This is a genomic window from Sphingomonas qomolangmaensis (assembly GCF_024496245.1).
GTDB lineage: Bacteria > Pseudomonadota > Alphaproteobacteria > Sphingomonadales > Sphingomonadaceae > Sphingomonas > Sphingomonas qomolangmaensis.
In genome coordinates this window covers 755,565-777,718 of the sequence record NZ_CP101740.1, presented here as the reverse complement: position 1 = coordinate 777,718, position 22,154 = coordinate 755,565, and the positions used below count along the sequence as shown (strand labels likewise).

Below are 22,154 nucleotides of genomic sequence, written 5' to 3'. Positions count from 1 at the left end.
CGCAAGCCGGGATATCTTTGGGGGGCTTTGGGAATGAAGAGCATATCGTCGATTTCGATCGTCGCACTCGCGACGTCGCTCTGCGCCGGGGTGGCGCATGGACAAGCACAAACGCCGCCGGTCGAGGAAAGCTCGGTGGTCGATCCACCCGCCGCGGCGAATGCGCAGGGGGAGATCATCGTCACCGGCACGCGGCGCACCGACCGCACCGTGCTCGAATCGGCCGCGCCGGTCGATGTCTTCACCGCCGAGACGCTGCAGACCCAAGCGTCGGGCGACATGAACAACATCCTGCGCAACCTGGTGCCCTCGTTCAACGTCGGCCGGTTCGCGATTTCCGACGGATCGACCTTCGTTCGACCGCCGACGCTGCGCGGCCTGCCACCCGACCAGATCCTGGTCCTGGTCAACGGCAAGCGCCGCCATCGCGCGGCGCTGGTGCAGATCGGCGGCGGCGCGCTGGCGGCGGGTTCGCAGGGCGTCGACCTCGCACAGATCCCGACGATCGCGGTCGAGCGGATCGAAGTGCTGCGCGACGGCGCGGCGGCGCAATATGGCTCGGACGCGATCGCTGGCGTCATCAACTACGGCCTCAAGCGGAACCGCGAGGGGATCGAACTCACCGCCCGCTATGGCCAATTCTATGAAGGCGATGGCGAGAACGTCCAGATCGCGGCGAATGTCGGGCTGCCGCTCACCGATGCGGGCTTCTTCAACGTCAGCGGCGAATATATCGATTCGAAGCAGACCAGCCGCGGGGTGCAGCGCCCCGGCGTGGTGGCGTTGCAGGCGCAATTTCCCGGCACCTATGACGGACTCCGTGACCCGGTGCAGCTGTTCGGCGATCCGCAGGTCGAGGCTGCCCGGCTGTTCGTCAATGCCGGCCTCGAAGTCGCCGAAGGCACCGAAGTCTACGCCTTCGGCAATTACGGCGTTTCGCGACAGGAGGGCGACTTCAACTATCGCCAGCCGGTGAGCTCGACCGGTCGCAATGCCGCGGGCACCGGCAACCAGACCTTCGGCGCGGCGGGGGGCATCTTCACGACGTTGTTCACCGATGCGATCCCAGGGCAGTTCGATGCGCGCGGGCGGCCGGTGTACAGCGCCACCGGGCGGACCTTCAACTTCAACAGCCTGTACCCGCTGGGGTTCGCCCCGCGCTTCTTCGGCAAGGTGACCGACTATTCGATCGTCGGCGGGTTGAAAGGCGAGGTGCTGACGGGGCTGAGCTACGACGTCAGCGCATCCTATGGTCAGAACCAGATCGACTATCGGATGACCAACACGCTCAATCCGTCGATGGGGCCGACCTCCCCGACCGCCTTCTACATGGGATCGCTCCAGCAACGCGAAACCAACTTCAACGCCGATTTCGCTTATGAGACCGATATCGGCCTCGCCTCGCCGCTGACGATCGCGGCGGGCGCCGAGCATCGCCGCGAAGCCTATGCGATCCTGCTCGGCGATCCGGCATCCTATGCGTTCGGCAATTTCGGGTTGCAGACGGTCCAGCGCGCGGACGGCACCCGCTTCGTCAACACCGCGCAGCAAGTGGGGTCGAACGGCTTCCCCGGCTATGGCCCCGATTCGACGATCGACCAGGATCGCACGAGCTACGCCTTCTACGCCGAAGTCGAGGCCGACATCGTCGCCGGCCTGTCGCTGTCGGGGGCGATCCGGCACGAGGAGTTCAGCGATTTCGGATCGACCACCAACTGGAAGGCGACGGGGCGGTACGAATTCACCCCCGCCTTCGCGGTCCGCGGCGCCGCCAGCACGGGCTTCCGCGCACCGACGCCGGGACAGTTGTTCACCACCAACGTCGCAACCGCCTTCACCGGCGCAAACCCGATCGAAAGCGCGATCCTGCCGGTGACGACCGCCGCTGCGCAGGTGTTCGGGGCGACCTCGCTGCGGCCCGAAAAGTCGAAGAACTATTCGGCGGGGATCGTCATCACTCCCACCGCGTCGTTCTCGATCACGCTCGATGCCTATCAGATCGAGGTGACCGACCGCATCGGCCTGACCGGCAATATCGAGATCGACACCGCGGCGCGGCGCCAGGCCCTGCGCGACGCCGGGGTGCAGAATGCCGAGACGCTGGGGCGGCTGCGCTACTTCACCAACTCGTTCGATACCCGCACACAAGGCGTCGATCTGGTGGCGAACCACACCGCTTCGACCGATTTCGGGCGGTTCAACACGATCCTGGCGGTCAACTACAATGACACCGAGGTGACCGGGATCGACACGGTCAATTTGCTCGGCACCCAGACCGCGGTGATCGACGCTGTACGCGTGGGCAATATCGAGAATCTCAACTCGAAATGGCGCGGCAACCTCACCGAAAACTGGTCGCTCGACCGGCTGAGCGTCACCGCGCGCGCCAGTTACTGGGGCAAGTTCACCAGCTACGCCGCAACCGCCGACGGTGGTAACAAGACCTTCGGCGACGACGTCACCTTCGATCTCGAAGTCGGGTTCGAACTCAACGACCAGATCCGGCTGGCGGTGGGCGGCGAGAACATCTTCGACAATTATCCCGACAAGAACTTCCGCGCGACCGGCCAGGCCAACCAGAATTGGTATGCCGCGACCGGGGGAACGGTGAGCGGTTCGGTCTATCCCGACGATGCGCCTTATGGCTTCAACGGCGGCTTCTGGTATTTTCGCGCAGCGACCAAATTCTGATGACGAACACGATTAGCGGGGAGAAGAGGGACATGACACTTCGAACGATTGCGGCGGGACTGCTACTGGCGGGGGCGCTCGCCGCTCCCGCCGGGGCCCAGGTGGTGCGGCACCAAAATCCGGGGACGACACCCTCGCTGATCCTCCAGGCGGTGACGGTGCCGCCGGGCGCCGAGACGCTGGTCTTGTCGGGGCAACTGCCCGCAGCGATCGACCCGTCGCAACCGCCGACGAGCTGGGAATCGTTCGGCGACACCAAGACACAGACCATCAGCATCCTCAACAAGATCAAGGCAATCCTGGCGTCGAAGGGCTATGCGATGTCCGACGTCATCAAGCTGACGGTGTTCGTCACCGCCGACCCGGCGCGCACCGACGGCAAGATGGACTTTGCGGGGATGAACGAAGGGTTCAAGCAGTTCTTCGGAACGGCCGAAAACCCCAATACCGTCGCGCGATCGACGGTGCAGGTGGCGGGGCTGGCCGGCCCCAATTTCCTGGTCGAGATAGAAGCGACCGCGGCGAAGATGCCGGCAAAATAGCCGTCAACCGACGCTGTGGTCCCGTCGGACGGGACCACCGCTCTGGTCAGTTGGCGCCGCCCAGGGCTGCACCGCCGGTCGTGGTGACCTGCGCCAACGCGTTCGACACCGACTGGTCGAGGCAGCGACGGTAATCGGCGGGCGGACGAAGGCCGTACATATCGACGCGGCCGCACGCCTGTTGCGCGGCGAGCCGGACGCGCTGCTCGACCGCGGCACGCCCGCGCGGGTCGTCGAGGTTCAGATCGTTGGTGCGCACCGTCAGCGCCCGCGTCACGGTATTGGCGCCGCCGCGGATAAGCGCGGTATCGTTGTCGACGGCAAAGGCGGTGGCGGGAAATGCCACCATCGTCGCGAGAAACGCGACGGTCAGTTTCCTGCGGATCATCATTGCTCTCCTGCCAGGCCGGACGTTGCCGGCCGTCCGACGGTCGTTGCCGTCATGGGCGGATGTACGCTCGCCGCGGGGCGGCTTCAACTAGGCGGTGCAGCATAGGGCATGGCGTGCAGGCGGCCGTAAATCCCGGCAAAGGCCAAGGTGACGGTAGAGCGTCATCCTCCCCCGCCAGGGGGAGGTGGCAGCCCGAAGGGCTGACGGAGGGGGCGGATCACCATCGGGCCGCTCGAGTCTGCCCCCTGCACCACCGCTACGCGGCGGTCCCTTCCCCCTGGCGGGCGAGGATTGCAGGAACGGCGGCCGGGGGGGCGATGAGCCGTCCAAACCAATTCAGCGCACCCCCTCCCCTTCATTCCAGTTGCGCGATGAAACCCACCATGGCTATGTTCGGCGCCATGGCCCTACCCCCGCTCTTCGATCGCCTGGCACTGCCGATCATCGGCTCGCCGCTCTTCATCATCTCGGGTCCCGAGCTCGTTATCGCACAGTGCAAAGCGGGGATCGTCGGATCGTTCCCCGCGCTCAACGCGCGGCCGCAAAGCGAGCTGAACGAGTGGCTCCACCAGATCACCGAGGCGCTGTCGGCGTGGAACCGCGAGCATCCCGACCGCCCCGCCGCGCCGTTCGCGGTCAACCAGATCGTCCACAAGTCCAACGACCGGCTCGAGGCCGATCTCGAAACCTGCGCCAAATGGCAGGTGCCGATCGTCATCACCTCGCTCGGCGCGCGCGCCGAACTCAACACCGCGGTCCACGCCTGGGGCGGGATCACGCTCCACGACGTGATCGACGACCGGTTCGCGCACAAGGCGGTAGAAAAGGGCGCCGACGGGCTGATCCTGGTGTGCGCTGGTGCTGGCGGCCATGCCGGCCGGCTCAACCCCTTCGCCTTCACCCAGGAAGTCCGCGCCTGGTTCGACGGGCCGATCGCGCTATCGGGGGCGATCGCCAATGGCGGCGCGGTACTCGCGGCGCAGGCGATGGGCGCCGACCTCGCCTATATCGGCTCGCCCTTCATCGCGACCACCGAGGCGCGCGCCGCCGACGAATACAAACAGGGCATCGTCGAGGGCCATGCGCACGACATCGTCTACACCAATTTGTTCACCGGCATCCACGGCAACTATTTGCGCAGCTCGATCGAGGCCGCGGGGCTCGACCCCGATAATCTCCCCGCGAGCGATCCCTCGGCAATGAACTTCGGCTCGGGCAGCAATACCAAGGCCAAGGCGTGGCGCGACATCTGGGGATCGGGCCAGGGGATCGGCGCGGTCGACCGGGTCGAGCCGGTGGCGGTGCGGGTGGAGCGGCTGGCGGCGGAATATGCGGCGGCGAAGGCGCGGCTGGGATAACTGGAGTAGCCTCTCCCGCTTGCGGGAGAGGGGGCGAGACTTGGGGTAGCCCTTGCGGCGCCGAGTCGCAGCGGTGAGGATCTTCCGTGGGCGGCCGAGCGCTGGCAGAAGAAGAAGGCCCTCACCCAACCCTCTCCCGTAAACGGGAGAGGGCTTTTAGCCCGCGCGCTTCAACAACACCCCCGCGCGCCAATAATGGAAGATCGCCCAGGGCGTCACCGCGGCGAACAACATCATCGACCAGCGCAGCGAATCCTCGCCGAAGCTCGGCTTCAACAGATCGCTGATCACCCCCACCAGCGTCGGCCCGGCACCCAATCCGATCAGGTTGATCACCAGCAAGGTGATCGCCGCCCACAAGGCGCGCAGCCGCAGCGGCGCCAGCCCCTGGATCAGCGCGAAGGTCGGCCCGAGATAGCTGTTGGCGAACAGGATATAGAGAAAATAGGACCCGATCGCGAGCACCGGCTGGTCGAACAGGAAGAAGCCCAAGGTGAAGGGCAGCGCGAGCGTCTTGAGCACCGCGACCATCGTGCTCTGCGCGTGCAGCCCATGCCGCCGCGCGAGCCAGTCGGCGATCTTGCCGCCGCCCACCGCCGAGGCGATGCCGAACAGCCCTCCCGGCAGCGCGACATAGAGCGAAATGTCGCGCACCCCGATCCCCAGCGAGCGCTGCATATAGCTTGGCCCCCAGGCGGTAAGACCATAGCCGATCATCGAGGTCAGCGTGACGCCGGCCACCAGGTGCAGCGCCGGCCCCGACGCGGCGAGCGACGCGAACCCTTGTGCGAGGCTTGGCATCGGCTCCTTGGCAGCGTCGGGCGCACGGTTGGGATCGGACAGGCCGCGACGCGGCTCGACGACGAACAGCCAGACGATCAGCGCGAGCACCACGCCGGGCATGCCGATGACGTACATCGCGGTGCGCCAGCCGAACGCCGCGGCGACCAGCCCGCCCACCGACGTGCCGATCGCACTGCCGAGCACGACGCCAAGCGAAAACACCCCCATCGCCCCCGCCCGGCGATCGGGCGGATACAGATCGGCGATGATCGAATGGCTCGGCGGCGATGATCCCGCCTCGCCGATCCCCACCCCGATCCGCGCGAGCAGCAACTGGGTAAAGTTCTGCGCGAGCCCGCCGACCGCGGTCATCGCGCTCCATGCGGCAAGGCTCAGCGCGACGATGTTCTTGCGGTTGAACCGATCGGCCAGCCGCGCGACTGGGATGCCGAGCGTCGCGTAGAACAAGGCGAACGCCAAGCCGGACAACAGGCCGAGCTGGGTATCGCTTAGCTGCAGGTCGGCCTTGATCAGCTCCTGCAGGATCGCGAGGATCTGGCGATCCATGTAGCTGAAGAAATAGGTGGTGGTGAGCAGCGCGAGCGTCAGCCCGCGGCGGCGGATCGCCTTTTCATCGGCAATCGCATGCGCGGCCAGCGTCTGGGGTTCGGTCACGCGTCGTCCTTGTTGCTCGCACCCTGCTTGATTGCCCCCTGAGGTTCGACACCGGCGGCTCCCCCGAACCGCCGGTGTCACGCGGGCTCAAAAGCTGCCGCGAAGCGTCACGCCATAGGTCCGCGGTTCGGCGAGGAACTGCGAAAAGATCTGCCGCCCGCCGGGATATTGCGGATCCTGGAACGCGGCGTTGGCCGCGCCTTCCTGGAACGGCGAGTTGAAGGCGACCTGTGCATAATCCTTGTCGAGCAGGTTCTGCGCCCAGAGCTCGACCGCCCAGCGCTGGTCGGGCCCGCGAATGCCGACGCGCGCGTTGATCAGGAAGAAGCTGTCCTGTTCCTTTTGCGGGAACAGGTCCGACCCGGTGTTGTAATCGTCCGAGAGGCGGCCATCGATATAGAACAGACCCGACAGCCCGCTGCTGCCGATGTCGGGGGTCCAGGCGACCGACGAAGTCGCGACGATCTCGGGCGCGTTCGACAGATTGTCGCCGGGCAGCTTGCGCAGCGCTTGGTTGAGCGGCTGGCCGCGATCATTGCCGACCAGGTTGTCACGGAACTTGGTGTCGGCATAGGTCAGCCCCACCGCGATACGCAGATCGCGGATCGGCGCGAGTTGCGCCTCGAGCTCGACGCCCTGTGCGAGCACCCCATAGCCCAGATTGTCGGTGTCGCACGCGCCGGTCGCCGCGGCGGTGGCGCTGTAATTGGCAGCGGCGGTGAACTTGCTCTGGTCGCGATCGGCACCGTTCAGCTCTTCGGTGCAGCCGTTGACGTTCTGAACGATGAAGACGGTACCGTCGAAGGTGTTGAGCTGGAAGTTTTTGAACTCCTGGCGGAAGCCCGCGACCGAAAGGCTGAACGGACCGGTCGAATATTTCGCGCCGACCTCGAAGGCGTTCACCGTCTCGGGGTCGAACTGAAGGTTGCCGGTAAGCGCCTGCACGCCGCCCAGCGAGGCGAAGGTTTGCACCGGAAGTTTGAGTGCCGATCGATCGAGGTTGAAACCGCCCGCCTTATAGCCGCGCGTGAAGCTGCCATACAGCAGCAGATCGTCGGTGGCCTTCCACGACAATACCGCGGTGCCGGTGAATTCGCTTTCGTTGCGCTCGTCTTCGACGCTGACGCCGTTCAACTCGGCGGTCGAGTTGCCCTGGCAGCCAAGCCCGAGCAGCGCCTGGCCAAGCGCGCGCTGCGTGGCGGTCGAGGTCGGGCCGAAAGCTTCGTCCGACACCGTCGATTGTAGGAAGGTGCAGACGGTATTGTCGTTGTTGAACGACGCCGAGAAGCGCTTGCGCTCGTCGGTGTAGCGAAGCCCCAACGTCAGATCGAGCGTGTCGGTGAGGTGGACGATGTTGTGGGTAAACGCGGCGAAGCTGCGCGTGTCCTGGCGATAGGTTTCGCCCGCCGAACCGAGGTCGCTGAGCGTGCTCAGCCGCGCAAAGCCCGCGGCGATGTCGCGGCTGCCTGCGGCGGTGAGCGTCGCCGGGCCGATGCCGGGGGCGACGCAGCCGGGGCTGGTCGGCGAATATAGTGCCGCAAGCGCGCCACCGGTGATGATCCGGCAAGCAGCGAACTGACCATATTGCCGACCGAAGCGCAGGTTGCTGTTCACCCGGATCTTTTCGTCGAGGAAGAAGCCGCCGACCAGCCAGTCGAGCTTGTCGTCGAACAGGCTGCCCTGCAGCCGCAGCTCCTGCGTGAAGGTCTTGAACAGCCGCGAATTGCCGTCGCCGCTGGCGTTGTAAAGCAAATCGGGGGTGCCGTAGTCGACGTCCGACCCTTGCGAATTATAATAGGTGCGATAGGCGGTGATCGAGGTCAGCGAGACGTCGCCGAAGCGCCAGTCGAGCTGGCCCGACACGCCCCAGTCTTCCGATGCGCTGCCATAATCGCGACCCGGCGTCACCGATACGTCGCGGCTATAGCCCTGGTTGAACGCTGCGGGGTTCTGGCCGAGCGCGGTCAGCACGTTGATGATGTTGTTACCGCGCGGCAGCCCGGTGGTGATCGGGGTGGCGGGATTGTTGAGGTTGCCGATGAACGGATTGACCGAGCTGTCGACATAGGTCGCGGCGCAGCAATTTTCGTCGCGCTTGCTGTAATCGCCGATGAGCCGGAAATCGATGTCCGAGGTAGGCTGGAACAGCAACTGGCCGCGAACGAAGTAGCGATCGCGATCGTTGATCGTCGTGCCGTTCGCCGGATCGTTATAGAAACCGTCGCGCTTGACGAACACGCCATCGACCCGGGCGGCGAGCGTCTGGGTGATCGGACCGGTCAGGCTGCCGGCAAGCCGCCAGAAATCATAATTGCCATAGGTCACCTCGGCATTGCCGCCGAATTCGAACTCGGGGCGTTTGCTGACGATGCTGATGAGGCCCGCCGACGAGTTGCGCCCGCCTAGCGTTCCCTGCGGTCCGCGCAGCACCTCGATCCGGTCGATCTCGCCGAGCTCGTTGAGGCCGATGCCCGAGCGCGAGCGGTAGACGCCGTCGATGAAGGTGACGACCGAGCTTTCGAGGCCCGGATTGTCGCCGACGGTGCCGATGCCGCGGATACGCGCCGAACCATTGGCTTCGGACCCGGTCGAGGACACCAGCAACGACGGCGCGAGTTGGTTGAGCTGGCGAATGTCATTGGCGCCCGACAGCAATAGGCTTTCGGAGGTTACCGCAGAAACCGCGATCGGCACGTCGGCGAGCGCCTGCGCGCGGCCTTGTGCGGTGATGACGATGTCGCGGCTAGTATCCTGCGAAGGATCCTCGTCCTGCGTGGTCGAGCCAGCCTCGGTCGCGGTCGCCCCGGCGTCCTGCGCGACGGCCGGATTGGCGAATGCCAGGACGAGCGCGGGGACCGCACAGGCGGTGAGCAGCTGCCGTTTCATCATCATCTCCTCCGATCGGTTGCATCTGTCGTTCGATGCATACCGTTAGCTCGAATTAAGCCCAGCTGAAGCCGAGCGTCAAGACGATGATTAGCGTTAGCGCGACCATTCCCAAGGGTATGTTGCGGAATTACCATCGCCGCAACGCACCATACCCCAATTCCTAAAAGTTGCGTTCGACAACCGATGGCGCTCAGTAGCCGTTCAGCTTTGCGAAGCGCTCGCGGTGCCATGCGGCGTTACCCCACATCGCCTCGAGCACGCGGGCGCGTTTGAGGTAGAAGCCGGCGTCATATTCGTCGGTCATGCCGACCCCGCCATACAGCTGCACCATCTCGCGGCTGACGAGGTTGAGCGTGTCACCCGCGATCGCCTTGGCGAGGCTCACCGCCTGGTCGACATCCGAACGCTTGGCATCGATCGCCTCGAGCGCACCCTCGACCGCCGATCGCATCAGCTCGAGTTCGGTGAACATCTTGGCCATGCGATGCTGCAGCGCCTGGAAGGTCGACAGCGGCTGACCGAACTGGACGCGCTGCTTGAGATAGTCGTTGACCTGGGCGAACGCCGACTCCGCCATGCCGAGCATCTCGGCGGCGGTGGCGGCGGCGGCGCGATCGGTGACCTGGCGCAACAGCTGCCCGCCGCCTTCGGGCAGCTTTTGCGCGGGAGCGTCGGTGAAGACGATCTCGGCATGGCTTCGCGCATCGGCGAGCTTGCGGGTGTTGCGGGTAACGCCCTGCTCGCCCGTCACCAGATACAGCCCATCGGTGGCAGCAACCACGAACAACGTCGCGCTGTCGCCCTCGGCGACGAACGCCTTGGTGCCGCTGAGCTGGCCGGCTTCGATACGGGTGGCGATTCGATCAGGCGTGAAATGCGGCCCTTCGTCGATTGCCAGCGTCGCGACGATTTCGCCCGCGGCGATCCGCGGCAGCCATTCGGCCTGCTGCGCCTGCGATCCGCCGAGCATCAGCGCGCTGGTCGCCGCCGCGGTCGCGGCGAGCGGCGAGGCGACGAGGTTGCGGCCGAGCTGTTCGAGCACCAGCCCGAGCGACAGGAACCCCATCCCCGCGCCGCCATGCGCTTCGGGCACCAACACGCCGGCCCAGCCCATTTCGGCCTGCGCCCGCCACAGCGCGGTGTCATAGCCCTCGGGCGGCGCGGCATCGCGGGTCTTGCGAAACACCGCCACCGGCGCTTCGTTGTCAGCCCATTCGCGCGCCATGTCGCGCAGCATTGTCTGGTCTTCGCTTAGAATTGCCATGTCACCCTCCATTACCCCAGCGCAGGCTGGGGCCTCGCGCCGCAAGCGCGCGCCTCATTACCTCGATGCCCCAGCTTTCGCCGGGGCGACGCCTCGCGGCCTATTTCGCCTCGGCCATCCCGAGGATACGCTTTGCGATCACATTGTTCTGAATCTCGGTCGATCCGCCATAGATCGACACCGCCTTGCCCCACAGCCAGGTCCGGGTCTGCGCGAGTTCGTCCTCGCTGAACCCCTCGCCTTCCCAGCCCAAGCCCTGCATCCCCATCACCTCGATCGCGAGTTCGGCGCGGTCCTGGGTGATGCGCGCGCCGACATTCTTCATGATCGACGACGTCGCCGACGGCCCCGCATTCGATTTCGATTCGAGCGCGGCGCGGCGCAGCGTCAGCGCGAAGGCGCGCACGTCCATTTCGTGGCGGACGATCCGCGTGCGCAGATCGGCATCGCTCAGCCGTCCGGCGTCGTCGGCGCCGCGATAGTCGAGCGCCATTCGCCCCAGCGGCGTTCCCGCGAACAACCGGCTGGCGCTGCCGCCGCTCGACAGGCTCGAACGCTCATGCTGGAGCAGCCGGGTGCCGATTTCCCAGCCCTGCCCTTCGTTGCCGACCAGATTGGCCTTGGGCACCTTCACCTCAGTGAAGAAGGTCTCGCAAAAGGGCGACTGGCCAGAGATCAGCCGGATCGGCTTGGTCTCGACCCCCGGTGCGTCCATGTCGATCAGCAGGAAGCTGATGCCGGCATGTTTGTGGCTCTTGTCGGTGCGCACCAGCGCGAAGCATTTGTCGGCCCATTGCCCGCCCGACGTCCACGTCTTCTGCCCGTTGACGATATAATGGTCGCCGGCATCGATCGCCGAGGTCTGGATATTGGCGAGGTCCGATCCGGCATTGGGCTCGGAATAGCCCTGGCACCAGCGCACCTCGCCGCGCGCGATCGCGGGGATATGCTCGGCCTTCTGCGCCTCGCTGCCATATTCGAGCAGCGTGGGGCCGAACATCATCACCCCCATCCCGCCGATCGGGTTCCACGCTCCCGCGCGCGCCATCTCTTCCTGCAGCACGCGCGCCTCGCCCCGACTGAGCCCGCCGCCGCCATATTGACTCGGCCAGGTCGGCACCCCCCAGCCCTTGTCGCCCATCGCCGCCTTCCAGCGGCGTTCGGCGTCGCCTGCTTCGTCGGGGCCATCGACCGCCGACATCGGGTTTTCCTTGCCCTTCAACTCGGGCGGAAAGTTCGCCGCCAGCCACGCGCGCGCCTCGCCGCGGAACGTCGCCATCGGGTCGGTCGCTGAGTCGATCTTGGGTGCGGTAGCCATCATGCCTCTCCTGATATTCCGCCTGTGTAGCAGCTTTGCGAGGATCGGGTATGGTTTTCGATCGGGTATTTCGGCGGTAGGCGCACCTATATCTCAGCCGCCATGCCGGGTGCGACGATATTTGCGGTAGCGACGTTTCGAACAACGCGTATGGATGCGCGCCTTCCCCGAACGAAAGGCGCGCCATGACCCCGATCCGCGACATCCTGACCAGCGCCCGCCCGATCGAGGCGGGGTTCAGCGCAGCGATCCCCGCCGACTGGATGCAGGGCCGAACGGCCTATGGCGGGCTCTCGACCGCGCTGGCGCTGCACGCGGCGCAACGCTGCGAGCCCGACCTGCCGCCGCTGCGATCGGCGCAGATCAGCTTCATCGGTCCATTGGCGGGCGAGGTTCGCGCGACCGCGATCAAGCTGCGGCGCGGGCGCAACGCCGCCTTCATCCAGGCCGATGTCACGGGCGACGCCGGCTTGGGGCTCCGCGCGACCTTCGTGTTCATGGCGGCGATCGACTCGAGCGTGGCGCACGATGCCGCCGTGCGCGCCCCGCGTACCCCGCCGCCCGCCGACGCCACCACGCACATCGGTCCCGATCATTTCTTCACCGGCAATTTCGAATATCTCGACGATGAATCGACGCTCGCCCCCGCCGAATGGTTGCGCTGGGTCCGCCTGCGCGACCGAGCCGAGATCGATCCGCTCGTCGAGCTCATGGCAATCGGCGACGCGCTGCCGCCGGCTGCGTTCGGGCTGTTCGATGCGCCGGTGCCGATCAGCTCGCTCACCTGGATCGTCAACGTGCTGACACCAGCACCCGCGACCGATGACGGCTGGTGGTTGCTCCACGCCAAGGCCGACCGCGCGGTCGACGGCTATTCGAGCCAGCGGATGACGATCTGGAACGCGGCGGGCGAACCGGTGGTCGAGGCGATGCAAGGGGTAGCGATCTTTGGGTGACGCGTAGCACTTTTTGCGCGGGACCGATCGCGCAGGCGCCAAGGCTTGGCAGGCGCGCGCCCGCGTACTAGACCCAAATCAACCACCCAACCCGAAAGCGAAAACCAGCCTTGACCGACGAGACCGTCCTCGCGGACCCTTCCGATATTTCCCCGATCTCGATCGTCGACGAGATGAAGGCGAGCTATCTCGACTATGCCATGTCGGTCATCGTCGCACGCGCGCTGCCCGATGTGCGCGACGGGCTGAAGCCAGTCCACCGCCGTATCCTCTATTCGGCGTATGAAAGCGGCTATGTCGCGGGCAAGCCGTATCGTAAATCGGCGCGCATCGTTGGCGACGTCATGGGTAAATATCACCCGCATGGCGACAGCTCGATCTATGACGCGCTGGCGCGGATGGCGCAGGATTGGTCGATGCGGGTGCCGCTGGTCGACGGCCAGGGCAATTTCGGGTCGATGGATCCCGATCCGCCCGCCGCGATGCGCTACACCGAGTCGCGCCTTGCGAAGGTCGCCAACGCGCTGCTCGACGATCTCGACAAGGATACCGTCGATTTCACGCCCAACTATGACGGGTCCGAGAGCGAGCCGTCGGTCCTCCCCGCGCGCTTCCCCAATCTGCTCGTCAACGGCGCGGGCGGTATCGCGGTCGGCATGGCGACCAACGTGCCGCCGCATAATCTGGGCGAAGTGGTCGATGCCTGCATCGCCTATGTCGACGCCGCCACCGGCGGCGAACCGCTGACCACCGAAGCGTTGCTCGACATCGTCCAGGGCCCCGATTTCCCGACCGGCGCGATCATCCTTGGCCGCGCGGGCATCCGTTCGGCGTTCGAGACCGGGCGCGGGTCGATCATCCTGCGCAGCCGCCACATCCTTGAGCAGCGCGGCGAGCGGCGCTCGATCGTGCTCACCGAAATCCCCTTCCAGACCGGCAAGAACGGACTGGTCGAAAAGATCGCCGAAGCCGCCAAGGACAAGCGCATCGAAGGCGTCAGCGACATTCGCGACGAATCGAACCGCGAGGGCGTTCGCATCGTCATCGACCTGAAGCGCGACGCGACGGCCGATGTCGTGCTCAACCAATTGTGGCGGCACACGCCGGCGCAATCGAGCTTCTCGGCCAACATGCTCGCGATCCGCGGCGGTCGCCCCGAATTGCTCAACCTGCGCGACATCATCGACGCCTTCGTGAAGTTCCGCGAAGAGGTGATCACCCGCCGGTCGAAGTTCGAACTCGCCAAGGCGCGCGACCGGGCGCATCTGTTGCTCGGCCTAGTGGTCGCGGTCACCAACCTCGACGAGGTGGTGAAGATCATCCGCGGCTCGTCGAGCCCCGCCGAAGCGCGCAACAAATTGCTGGTGCGCGAATGGCCGGTCGCCGAGATCGCACAGTACATCAAGCTGGTCGAAGCGGTCGAAACCGAGATTTCGGGCGACACCTATCGCCTGTCGGACCTGCAGGTCCGCGCGATCCTCGATTTGCGCCTCCATCGCCTCACCGCGCTCGGCCGCGACGAGATCGGCAACGAGCTGGCGGCACTGGCGGCGCTGATCACCGAACTGCTCGCGATCCTTGGCGACCGCGCCAAGCTGTACGCGGTGCTGCGCGAAGAACTGGTCGAGGTGCGCGCCGCCTTCGCCACCCCGCGCAAGACCGAGATCGCGGCTGCTGCCGACGGCATCGACGACGAAGACCTCATCGAGCGTGAGGAAATGGTCGTGACGGTGACGATGGAGGGCTACATCAAGCGCACCCCGCTAGCCACCTTCCGCGCCCAGGCACGCGGCGGCAAGGGCCGCGCAGGCATGGCGACCAAGGATGAGGACGCGATCACCAATTTGTTCGTCACCTCGACGCACACCCCGGTGCTGTTCTTCTCGACCGCGGGCAAGGTCTATCGGATGAAGGTGTGGAAGCTGCCCGAAGGCGGTCCCGCCACGCGCGGCCGCCCGATGGTGAACCTGCTGCCGCTCGCCAATGGCGAAGTGATCTCGACCGTGCTGCCGCTCCCCGAGGACGAGGAGGAATGGGCAAAGCTCGGCGTCGTGTTCGCGACCGCTAGCGGCACCGTCCGGCGCAATTCGATGGATGCGTTCACCAATGTGCCCACCGCGGGCAAGATCGCGATGCGCTTCGAAGATGACAGCAGCGACCGGCTGATCGGCGTCGCGTTGCTCACCGAGGGCGACGACGTGCTGCTCGCCAGCCGCGAGGGCAAGGCGATCCGCTTCGCCGCGACCGACATTCGCGAATTCCAGAGCCGCACTGCCACCGGCGTGCGCGGCATGACGCTGCGCGAGGGCGACGAGGTCATCTCGGCGTCGATCCTCCACCGCGTCGGCACCACGCAGGAGGAGCGCGAGGAATATCTGCGCTTCGCACCCTGGAAAGCCGCGCGCGAAGGCGAGATGGAGGATCGCGAACGCTTCGATCTGATGGCGCAATCCGAACAGTTCATCCTGACGGTGTGCGCCAACGGCTATGGCAAATTGTCGTCGGCCTATGAATATCGCCGCATCGGCCGCGGCGGCCAGGGCGTGACCAATATCGACAATATCGCACGCAACGGTCGCGTCGTCGCAAGCTTCCCGGTGAAGTTCGGCGATCAGCTGATGCTCGTCACCGACCAGGCCAAGCTCATCCGCATCCCGATCGAGCGCCGTGCGGTGGGCGAGGATGCCGGCGGCAGCGACAATGGCCTGCGCGTCATCGGTCGCGGATCGGCGGGCGTGCGGCTGTTCAACGTTGCCGCGAACGAGCATGTCGTCGGCGTCGCCTTGATCGACGAGGAGCCCGCGCCCGAGAACGAGGCCGAGGAGATGATCGCCAGCGAGATCGCCGAGGCCCCAGCCGCCGATCCCGACAAGGCGATCACCCTCGACGACGGTACCGGCCCCGACACGATCAGCGAAAGCATCCCCGAGGACGATGGCAACATCGACGACGAGGCATGAGCGACATCCCAACCACCGCGTACAAGGTGCTGACCGACGAGCAGATGACGGCGCTCGAAGCCGACAGCTTCGCCGGCGCGCCAGTCGATATCGCCGATGGCTATATCCATCTGTCGACCCAGGCGCAGTTGACTGAGACGGTCGACAGGCATTTCGGCGGCCAGACCGACCTGTACGTCGCGGCGGTCGATCTGGCGGCGCTGGGCGATTCGGTGCGCTGGGAGGAAAGCCGCGGCGGCGCGCTGTTCCCGCATATCTATGGCCGGCTGCCGCTCGAGGCGGTGGTCGCCTATGGCCCGCTCGAACGGCTGGATGACGGCACGGTACGGCTGCCCGTTACCGGCTAGCCCGCGAACAGGTCGACGACCTTCGCGCCACCGCCTTCGGCGGCCAGCAGCAGCGTGCGGTGGCAAACGCAGGGGTCGCGCTCGAAGCACAGCAGCGCCGATGGTTTTTCGGCGATCAGCTCGCGCATCCGCGCCGCCTGCGCCTGCGTTTCGGGCAGCTCGAGCTGGCCCGCATAGACTGCTTCGAGCGTCGCGCGATCGCCCTTCTTGGCAGCGTCGCGCCCCGGCTTGGGCGTGCCCAGCGCCTTCAGATGGACATAGTCGATCCCGCGCTCGGCGAGCGCTGCCGCAAGCCCGGTCTTGGAAAAGCCCGGTCTGCGCGAGAGCGGCAACTGCCGGACGTCGATCAGCCGCTGCACGCCTGCGCGTTCGAGCGCCGAGAGCAGCTCGTCGACGGTCGCGCCTTCATAGCCGATGGTGAACACGGTTTGCATCGCCGCAATATAGGGACGGCGTGCGCCCGGCCAAAGCTCGCCCGCCTTTCGCCCCCCTGTCCTTCGCCGCCCCGATGCCCTACCTGTTTCCCATCCACCCAGCGCAAAAGGACGAGCCCATCACCGTGAGCGGCGAACACGATATCCATATCATCGGCGGCGGGCTCGCCGGGTCCGAAGCAGCGTGGCAGCTCGCCAATGCCGGCTGGCGCGTCAAGCTCTCGGAAATGCGCGGCGGGGGCGACGGCACGCCCGCGCACCAGACCGACTCGCTTGCCGAACTGGTGTGTTCGAACAGCTTCCGGTCGGACGATGCTCAGCGCAACGCGGTAGGGCTGCTCCACGCCGAGATGCGTGCGCTGGGATCGATCATCATGGCGCAGGCCGACGCGCACCAGGTGCCCGCGGGATCGGCGCTTGCGGTCGATCGCGACGAATTCGCCGCGTCGGTCACCCGCGCGCTGGCAGCGCACCCCAACATCAGCATCGTGCGCGAGCGCGTCGACACGCTCCCCACCGACGGCCCCGCGATCATCGCCACCGGCCCGCTGACCGCGCCGATCCTCGCCGACAGCATCGCCGGCGCGACCGGCGCCGACGCCCTCGCGTTCTTCGACGCGATCGCACCGATCGTACATGCCGAGAGCATCGACATGAGCATCGCGTGGAAACAGTCGCGCTGGGACAAGGCGGGGCCGGGCGGCGACGGCAAGGACTATATCAACTGCCCGCTCGACAAGGACCAGTATCTCGCCTTCCACGCCGCGATGATGGCGGGCGAAAAGGCATCGTTCCGCGAATGGGAGAACGTCCCCTATTTCGACGGCTGCATGCCGATCGAGGTGATGGCCGAGCGCGGGCTCGACACCCCGCGCTTCGGGCCGATGAAGGGCGTCGGGCTCGACGATCCGCGCACTGGGCGCTGGCCCTATGCCTGTGTCCAGCTGCGGCAGGACAATGCATCGGGCACGTTGTGGAACATGGTCGGCTTCCAGACCAAGCTGAAGCACGCCGAGCAGGTGCGCATCTTCCGCACCATTCCCGGTCTCGAACATGCCGAGTTCGCACGGCTGGGCGGGCTGCATCGCAACACCTTTATCCGATCGCCCGACCTGCTCGATCGTACGTTGCGGCTGAAGTCGCGGCCCAACCTGCGCTTCGCTGGGCAGATCACCGGTTGCGAGGGCTATGTCGAAAGTTCGGCGATCGGGCTGCTCGCGGGGCGCTTCGCCGCCGCCGAGCTGGCGGGGCAGACGCTCGCGCCGCCGCCGGTCGAAACCGCGTTCGGCGCGCTGCTGGCGCACATCACCGGCGATGCCGATGCTGCGACCTATCAGCCGATGAACGTCAATTTCGGCCTGTTCCCGCCGATCGCGTACGAAGGCAAGAAGATCAAGAAGCCCGACCGCAAGCTGCTCTACACCGCGCGCGCGCGTGACGCGTTCGCCCGCTGGGCGCCCGACCTTGAGGTTACGGCGGCCGCCGCCGAGTAGTCGCGGGCGTCAGCCCTCGTCCTCGCGCGGCGGCGGGCAATTCGCGGCGCGGCTCGGCGCCTTGCGCTTGACCGCGGTGGTGGCGAATTCGGCGCGGTTCAGCACCGCCGATCGGTCGCGATCGGCGGCGGCGAATTTGGTGGTGGTCTTCGCCGCCCATTCGTCGAACGACAGCCGCCCGTCGCCATCGCTATCGAGCCGCGCGAACGCCTTGCGCCGGGTGCCAAGATATTCCTCGCGCGTGACGCCGTCGTCGCGATCCTTGTCGTAGCGATCGAAGCGCCGTTCCTCGCGCGTCTTGGGCGTCGCCTCGGCCACCCGATCGGGCAGCGCGGGCGTGTCACCCGGTGCGGCGGCGGCCCCGGGCGGCGGCGGCAACACCGTCTCCTGGCTGGCGCTGCCTTCGAACAGGAACATCCCCGCCAATCCCAGCGCGAGCGCAGCCGCTCCCCCCACCAAATACCGCCACATCGGCCTTCTCCCCCAGCCCCGGTGTCGAAGCAAAGGCTAGCCGATCTGGCAATCGCGACAAGCCCCTAGCGGCCGGTCAGCCGATGCCATGCGAGCCGCGCGACTCGCCCGGGCGTGGCCGCGGGAAGCGGCTGGGCGGCGGGGGTGCGCAAATCCATTGCAGCGAGATGCGCAAGCGCGCCCAGGCTCCGGAGCGAGCCGGGCCAACGGCGGGCCAGCGCCGGCACCAGTGCGGTCTCCGCTTCGGCGCGCGCGGCGGCGGCAGCAGCCGGGTCGGCGAGGTTGCGCGCCAGATCGGCGAGCGCCCAGCCCTGCCCCGCCCCCGCCGTGTCGAACCGAGCATCGCCCAACAACCGCGCCGCGAGCGCGAACAGCGCACCGCCGCGGCCCACGGCATAGCCAACGCGGACCCCGGCTTCGCAGGGATCGCCCTCGCTGAGCGCCTCCCACCCCTCGACGAGCCGCGCCAGCTGGGCACCCTCGATCCCGAACGGGAGCACGTCGCTCGCCAGCGCCTGCAGGACCGGTTCGGCTGGCGGCGGCGCAGCGTCGAGCTTGGTCAGCGCATCGTGCCACCAGGTAAGCCGCATCTGCACCAACATCGGCTCGCGCGTCGATCGCAGGATATTCGCGACTGCATCGTCGAGCGCGAGCATCGCCGCCAGTCCGCCGCGCACGCCGGGCGGGGCGTAGGTGAGGATCAGCGCGCGTTCGGGGGCGGCGGGCGGGAGTGAGGGGTTTTTAAACATTTTGCGCCAGAGCAATTATCGCGCCGGGATTCAAAATGCCATGCGATTGGACGGAGTTTACGCAATGCGAGTGTTACCGGCGGCTGGACGACAGGCGAAATCGCTCGCCGCGCAGCTCGCGCACGACCGGAGCGGCAACGTGCTGATCCTCTCGGCGGTCGCCATCATCCCGATCCTTGGCATGATCGGCGGCGCGATCGACGCCAGCCGGTTGTACATGGCGCGCACGCGGCTTCAGCAGGCGTGCGACGCCGGCGCGCTCGCGGGGCGCAAGGCAATGGCCAACATCACGACGCTGACGACCGCGGAAAAGGCGCTGGCGAAGAACTTCTTCGACTTCAACTTCCCCGCCGGCACCTATGAGGCGACGAACGTCGTCGCCAATTATGTTCGTGGCGCGCAGCCGGGCACCGTCGCCGGTACCGCGTCGATCGTCATACCGACGACGATCATGAGGCTGTTCGGCTTCGAAACGGTGCCGATGTCGGTTACCTGCGAATCGACTCTGTCGATTCCCAATACCGATGTGATGTTCGTACTCGACGTCACCGGTTCGATGCTCGAAACGCCCGACGGCGATACCCAGACCAAGATCGCCGGGCTCAAGCAGGCGGTGAAGGAATTCTACGCGGCATTGGGACCCGGAACGAGCACTGGCGCCGGACGCGTACGCTATGGCTTCATGCCCTATTCGAGCAACGTCAATGTCGGCAAGATCGTCTACGCGCTCAACGCCAATTACATCGCCGGCGGCACTGGTGTTGAAGAGGTTGAGTACCAAACACGCAAGGCGGTCACCACGCCGATCTACATCCCGACCTATGGCACCGAGTCGGCTCCTGGCGGGGCGACCACGTCACAGCCGTCGACTGGGTATACCGACTGGGCCGATACGAATGCATATGTGTCGGGAACCAGCCAGGCCGACTGCAACAGAAAGTCGTTGCCCACCGGCAACAGCACTACAAATAGTACTCAGTCGTCGGGCACCCGGGGAACCGCCGCTTACCCCCAGAATCAAGTGTCCACCCCATATTCTTCGCAGCAAACAACGACGCAGCCAGAGTATCGATATGACTATCGTCAAGGATATGTACGTAGCGGGCGAAGTTGGGTCTTCGTTCAAGTTTGCATGGAGCAAATTCGAACCAAGACAACAACGGTAACGTCGAACTGGAACACGACGACGCCGGTAAGCTGGGCGACACAGGAGCAGTTCGCTTCGTGGAATTATGCGGTGTGGCCCGTCGACGTTTCCTCGGTGGTGCAAAATGGCAGCGCAAACAACCCGACTTACTGGACGGGGCTGACCAACGGAGGCAATCCCAACATCAACGAGGGCAATGTCGGAACCGGCAACTATTATACTACCGGCACGCCCTCCACGATCACTTGGGACGGATGCATCGAGGAAGCGAAGACGCTCAATACCATTACCGCGACGTCAGCGCTGACTGCCCCGAGCGGGGCATATGACCTCGACATCGATCTTATTCCCAATAGCGCCGATACACGATGGAAACCGTTCCTTCCCGCGATCCAATTCCGATCGGACAACCGCGATTGGCTGGGACGCCAGAATGGCTGGATCCAGCAAGGCTTCGCCGTATGTCCCCGCGAGGCCAGCCCGCTCGGGCAATATGCGTCGGACTATGTTGCGACGACAAAATCCTCGGCAAGGTTCAACACCTATGTCGATTCGCTGACCGCGGTGGGCGGCACATATCATGACATCGGCATGATCTGGGGCGCGCGCTTCCTGTCGCAGGATGGGATCTATGCCGCGACGAACGGCGATGCCGCCGCCCCCGGCGGCTTCCAGGTATCGCGGCACATCGTCTTCATGACCGATGGAACGCTGGACACCCGGCCGAACGCCAACGATCCATGGGGCATCAACAATCTTCAGGGCAAGATCGCGCCGACAGGCACCAACGAAAACGGGCTCGAAGCGATTCACCGGCGGCGGACGAGCATCATCTGCAACGAGATGAAAGGAAAGGGCTTCACCATCTGGGTCGTCGGCTTCGGGATCGATACGATGCCTACCGAACTGCAGGAGTGCGCCACCGATGCCGCGCACTGGACGTTGGCCATCGATTCGGCGGCACTACGCGCCGAGTTCCAGAAAATCGCGCAGACGATCGGCGGATTGCGGCTCTCGTCATGATTTACGATCCCCGCAGCCGGCCGGTCGCGGCCTTGGTGCGCGATCGCGACGGCGCGACGATCGTCGAGTTCGCGCTGATCCTGATCCCGTTCCTCACGCTGATCATGGGCGCGCTCGATGTCGGGTATCAGCTATATCTGCGTGCGCTCACCACCGGTGCGGTAGAGCGTGCTGCCCGCACCGCAGCGGTGGGCGGCCTGACCAGCGCGCAGATCACCGACATGATCACCGCCGAAGTGCGCACGATCCTCCCGAACTCCGAGCGCGACAACCCGCAAGCGATCCAGGTCGCCAAGACCAACTATTATAATTTTTCGAACGTCGGCGGCGGCGAGCGGATCACCGGGGATACCGCGCCGGTCGGCCAGTACAATGCGACCGACTGCTACGAGGATCGCAACGGCAATGGCCGATTCGATGCCACCAGCGGCGGTGCAACCGGATTGGGCGGCGCCGACGACATCGTCTATTACGACGTCACGGTCACGATCACACGATTGTTCCCGGTCGCCGCGCTGTTCGGCGCCAGCTCGACGATGACCGTCGGCACCAAAACGCTGATCCGCAACCAGCCCTTCGGCCAGCAGGTGGTGACGGTACGATGCACATGAACGCGGCGTCGCACCGCCCACAGCTCCATCGGGTCGGGCGGCGCCTACGCGC

The 22,154-nt window shown here is 65.8% G+C and carries 17 protein-coding genes; 9 read left to right on the top strand and 8 right to left on the bottom strand.

Annotation, left to right across the window (positions count from 1 at the left end; translation table 11 throughout):
* Positions 1–33 precede the first annotated feature (33 nt).
* Positions 34–2,691 carry a TonB-dependent receptor plug domain-containing protein gene (locus NMP03_RS03735; protein ID WP_256507195.1) on the top strand — a complete coding sequence of 886 codons (2,658 nt, stop codon included), beginning with the start codon at positions 34–36 and terminating at the stop codon, positions 2,689–2,691.
* Positions 2,692–2,723: 32 nt separating this feature from the next.
* Entirely contained in the window at positions 2,724–3,233 is a 510-nt protein-coding gene (locus NMP03_RS03730; RefSeq protein ID WP_256507194.1) for a RidA family protein, read from the top strand.
* Positions 3,234–3,279: 46 nt separating this feature from the next.
* Here the strand turns inward: NMP03_RS03730 and NMP03_RS03725 are convergent, their stop codons facing one another.
* Positions 3,280–3,624 carry a UrcA family protein gene (locus NMP03_RS03725; protein WP_256507193.1) on the bottom strand — a complete coding sequence of 115 codons (345 nt, stop codon included), beginning with the start codon at positions 3,622–3,624 and terminating at the stop codon, positions 3,280–3,282.
* Between the two features lie 401 nt (positions 3,625–4,025).
* On the opposite strand from NMP03_RS03725, the gene NMP03_RS03720 reads away from it, so the two are divergent.
* Positions 4,026–4,982, top strand: coding sequence for an NAD(P)H-dependent flavin oxidoreductase (locus NMP03_RS03720; RefSeq protein WP_256507192.1), 957 nt, complete (start codon positions 4,026–4,028; stop codon positions 4,980–4,982).
* Positions 4,983–5,138: 156 nt separating this feature from the next.
* Here NMP03_RS03720 and NMP03_RS03715 read toward each other — a convergent pair whose 3' ends face one another.
* The 4 genes from NMP03_RS03715 to NMP03_RS03700 form a co-directional block, all read right to left on the bottom strand.
* Positions 5,139–6,440 carry a spinster family MFS transporter gene (locus NMP03_RS03715; RefSeq protein WP_256507191.1) on the bottom strand — a complete coding sequence of 434 codons (1,302 nt, stop codon included), beginning with the start codon at positions 6,438–6,440 and terminating at the stop codon, positions 5,139–5,141.
* A gap of 87 nt (positions 6,441–6,527) precedes the next feature.
* Positions 6,528–9,329 carry a TonB-dependent receptor gene (locus NMP03_RS03710; RefSeq protein ID WP_256507995.1) on the bottom strand — a complete coding sequence of 934 codons (2,802 nt, stop codon included), beginning with the start codon at positions 9,327–9,329 and terminating at the stop codon, positions 6,528–6,530.
* A 190-nt stretch (positions 9,330–9,519) separates the two neighbouring features.
* Positions 9,520–10,593, bottom strand: a complete 1,074-nt coding sequence (locus tag NMP03_RS03705; protein ID WP_256507190.1) for an acyl-CoA dehydrogenase family protein — start codon at positions 10,591–10,593, stop codon at positions 9,520–9,522.
* Between the two features lie 100 nt (positions 10,594–10,693).
* A complete protein-coding gene (locus NMP03_RS03700) occupies positions 10,694–11,911 on the bottom strand; it encodes an acyl-CoA dehydrogenase family protein (RefSeq protein ID WP_256507994.1) in 1,218 nt (405 codons plus the stop codon).
* A 185-nt stretch (positions 11,912–12,096) separates the two neighbouring features.
* Between NMP03_RS03700 and NMP03_RS03695 the strand changes: the two genes are divergently transcribed.
* The 3 genes from NMP03_RS03695 to NMP03_RS03685 all read left to right on the top strand — a co-directional run bounded on the left by NMP03_RS03695 (position 12,097) and on the right by NMP03_RS03685 (position 16,174).
* Positions 12,097–12,867, top strand: a complete 771-nt coding sequence (locus NMP03_RS03695; protein ID WP_256507189.1) for a thioesterase family protein — start codon at positions 12,097–12,099, stop codon at positions 12,865–12,867.
* 110 nt (positions 12,868–12,977) lie between these two features.
* Complete coding sequence (gene gyrA, locus NMP03_RS03690; protein ID WP_256507188.1) at positions 12,978–15,827, top strand: DNA gyrase subunit A; 2,850 nt, start codon at positions 12,978–12,980, stop codon at positions 15,825–15,827.
* Positions 15,824–16,174, top strand: a complete 351-nt coding sequence (locus NMP03_RS03685) for a DUF952 domain-containing protein (protein WP_256507187.1) — start codon at positions 15,824–15,826, stop codon at positions 16,172–16,174. Before gyrA ends, NMP03_RS03685 begins: the two co-directional genes overlap by 4 nt.
* Here NMP03_RS03685 and NMP03_RS03680 read toward each other — a convergent pair.
* Positions 16,171–16,608 (bottom strand): DUF488 domain-containing protein, encoded by a 438-nt coding sequence (locus NMP03_RS03680; RefSeq protein ID WP_256507186.1) that lies wholly within the window; start codon positions 16,606–16,608, stop codon positions 16,171–16,173. The genes NMP03_RS03685 and NMP03_RS03680 overlap by 4 nt on opposite strands.
* Positions 16,609–16,733: 125 nt before the next feature.
* On the opposite strand from NMP03_RS03680, the gene trmFO reads away from it, so the two are divergent.
* Positions 16,734–18,101: a methylenetetrahydrofolate--tRNA-(uracil(54)-C(5))-methyltransferase (FADH(2)-oxidizing) TrmFO gene (gene trmFO, locus NMP03_RS03675; RefSeq protein ID WP_256507185.1), complete on the top strand. Its 1,368-nt coding sequence runs from the start codon at positions 16,734–16,736 to the stop codon at positions 18,099–18,101.
* Between the two features lie 9 nt (positions 18,102–18,110).
* On the opposite strand, the gene NMP03_RS03670 is transcribed toward trmFO, so the two are convergent.
* Entirely contained in the window at positions 18,111–18,572 is a 462-nt protein-coding gene (locus tag NMP03_RS03670; RefSeq protein WP_256507184.1) for an EF-hand domain-containing protein, read from the bottom strand.
* Positions 18,573–18,637: 65 nt separating this feature from the next.
* Complete coding sequence (locus tag NMP03_RS03665; RefSeq protein ID WP_256507183.1) at positions 18,638–19,321, bottom strand: squalene/phytoene synthase family protein; 684 nt, start codon at positions 19,319–19,321, stop codon at positions 18,638–18,640.
* A 1-nt stretch (position 19,322) separates the two neighbouring features.
* Here NMP03_RS03665 and NMP03_RS03660 point away from each other — a divergent pair, with 1 nt between their 5' ends.
* Both NMP03_RS03660 and NMP03_RS03655 read left to right on the top strand, forming a co-directional pair.
* Positions 19,323–21,491, top strand: coding sequence for a TadE/TadG family type IV pilus assembly protein (locus NMP03_RS03660; RefSeq protein ID WP_256507182.1), 2,169 nt, complete (start codon positions 19,323–19,325; stop codon positions 21,489–21,491).
* The gene (locus NMP03_RS03655; protein WP_256507181.1) at positions 21,488–22,102 is read left to right on the top strand and encodes a TadE/TadG family type IV pilus assembly protein; all 615 of its coding nucleotides are present in this window, start codon (positions 21,488–21,490) and stop codon (positions 22,100–22,102) included. The genes NMP03_RS03660 and NMP03_RS03655 overlap by 4 nt, the downstream gene beginning before the upstream one ends.
* Positions 22,103–22,154: the final 52 nt, after the last annotated feature.

What these genes read in the sequence shown, in the direction of transcription:
- NMP03_RS03655 (WP_256507181.1), top strand. Translation starts at nt 21,488, where the DNA reads ATGATTTACGATCCCCGCAGCCGGCCGGTCGCGGCCTTGGTGCGCGAT.
- NMP03_RS03725 (WP_256507193.1), bottom strand. Translation starts at nt 3,624, where the DNA reads ATGATGATCCGCAGGAAACTGACCGTCGCGTTTCTCGCGACGATGGTG.
- NMP03_RS03735 (WP_256507195.1), top strand. Translation starts at nt 34, where the DNA reads ATGAAGAGCATATCGTCGATTTCGATCGTCGCACTCGCGACGTCGCTC.
- NMP03_RS03685 (WP_256507187.1), top strand. Translation starts at nt 15,824, where the DNA reads ATGAGCGACATCCCAACCACCGCGTACAAGGTGCTGACCGACGAGCAG.
- NMP03_RS03710 (WP_256507995.1), bottom strand. Translation starts at nt 9,329, where the DNA reads ATGATGAAACGGCAGCTGCTCACCGCCTGTGCGGTCCCCGCGCTCGTC.
- NMP03_RS03700 (WP_256507994.1), bottom strand. Translation starts at nt 11,911, where the DNA reads ATGGCTACCGCACCCAAGATCGACTCAGCGACCGACCCGATGGCGACG.
- NMP03_RS03695 (WP_256507189.1), top strand. Translation starts at nt 12,097, where the DNA reads ATGACCCCGATCCGCGACATCCTGACCAGCGCCCGCCCGATCGAGGCG.
- NMP03_RS03730 (WP_256507194.1), top strand. Translation starts at nt 2,724, where the DNA reads ATGACACTTCGAACGATTGCGGCGGGACTGCTACTGGCGGGGGCGCTC.
- NMP03_RS03670 (WP_256507184.1), bottom strand. Translation starts at nt 18,572, where the DNA reads ATGTGGCGGTATTTGGTGGGGGGAGCGGCTGCGCTCGCGCTGGGATTG.
- NMP03_RS03680 (WP_256507186.1), bottom strand. Translation starts at nt 16,608, where the DNA reads ATGCAAACCGTGTTCACCATCGGCTATGAAGGCGCGACCGTCGACGAG.
- NMP03_RS03665 (WP_256507183.1), bottom strand. Translation starts at nt 19,321, where the DNA reads ATGTTTAAAAACCCCTCACTCCCGCCCGCCGCCCCCGAACGCGCGCTG.
- NMP03_RS03720 (WP_256507192.1), top strand. Translation starts at nt 4,026, where the DNA reads ATGGCCCTACCCCCGCTCTTCGATCGCCTGGCACTGCCGATCATCGGC.
- NMP03_RS03705 (WP_256507190.1), bottom strand. Translation starts at nt 10,593, where the DNA reads ATGGCAATTCTAAGCGAAGACCAGACAATGCTGCGCGACATGGCGCGC.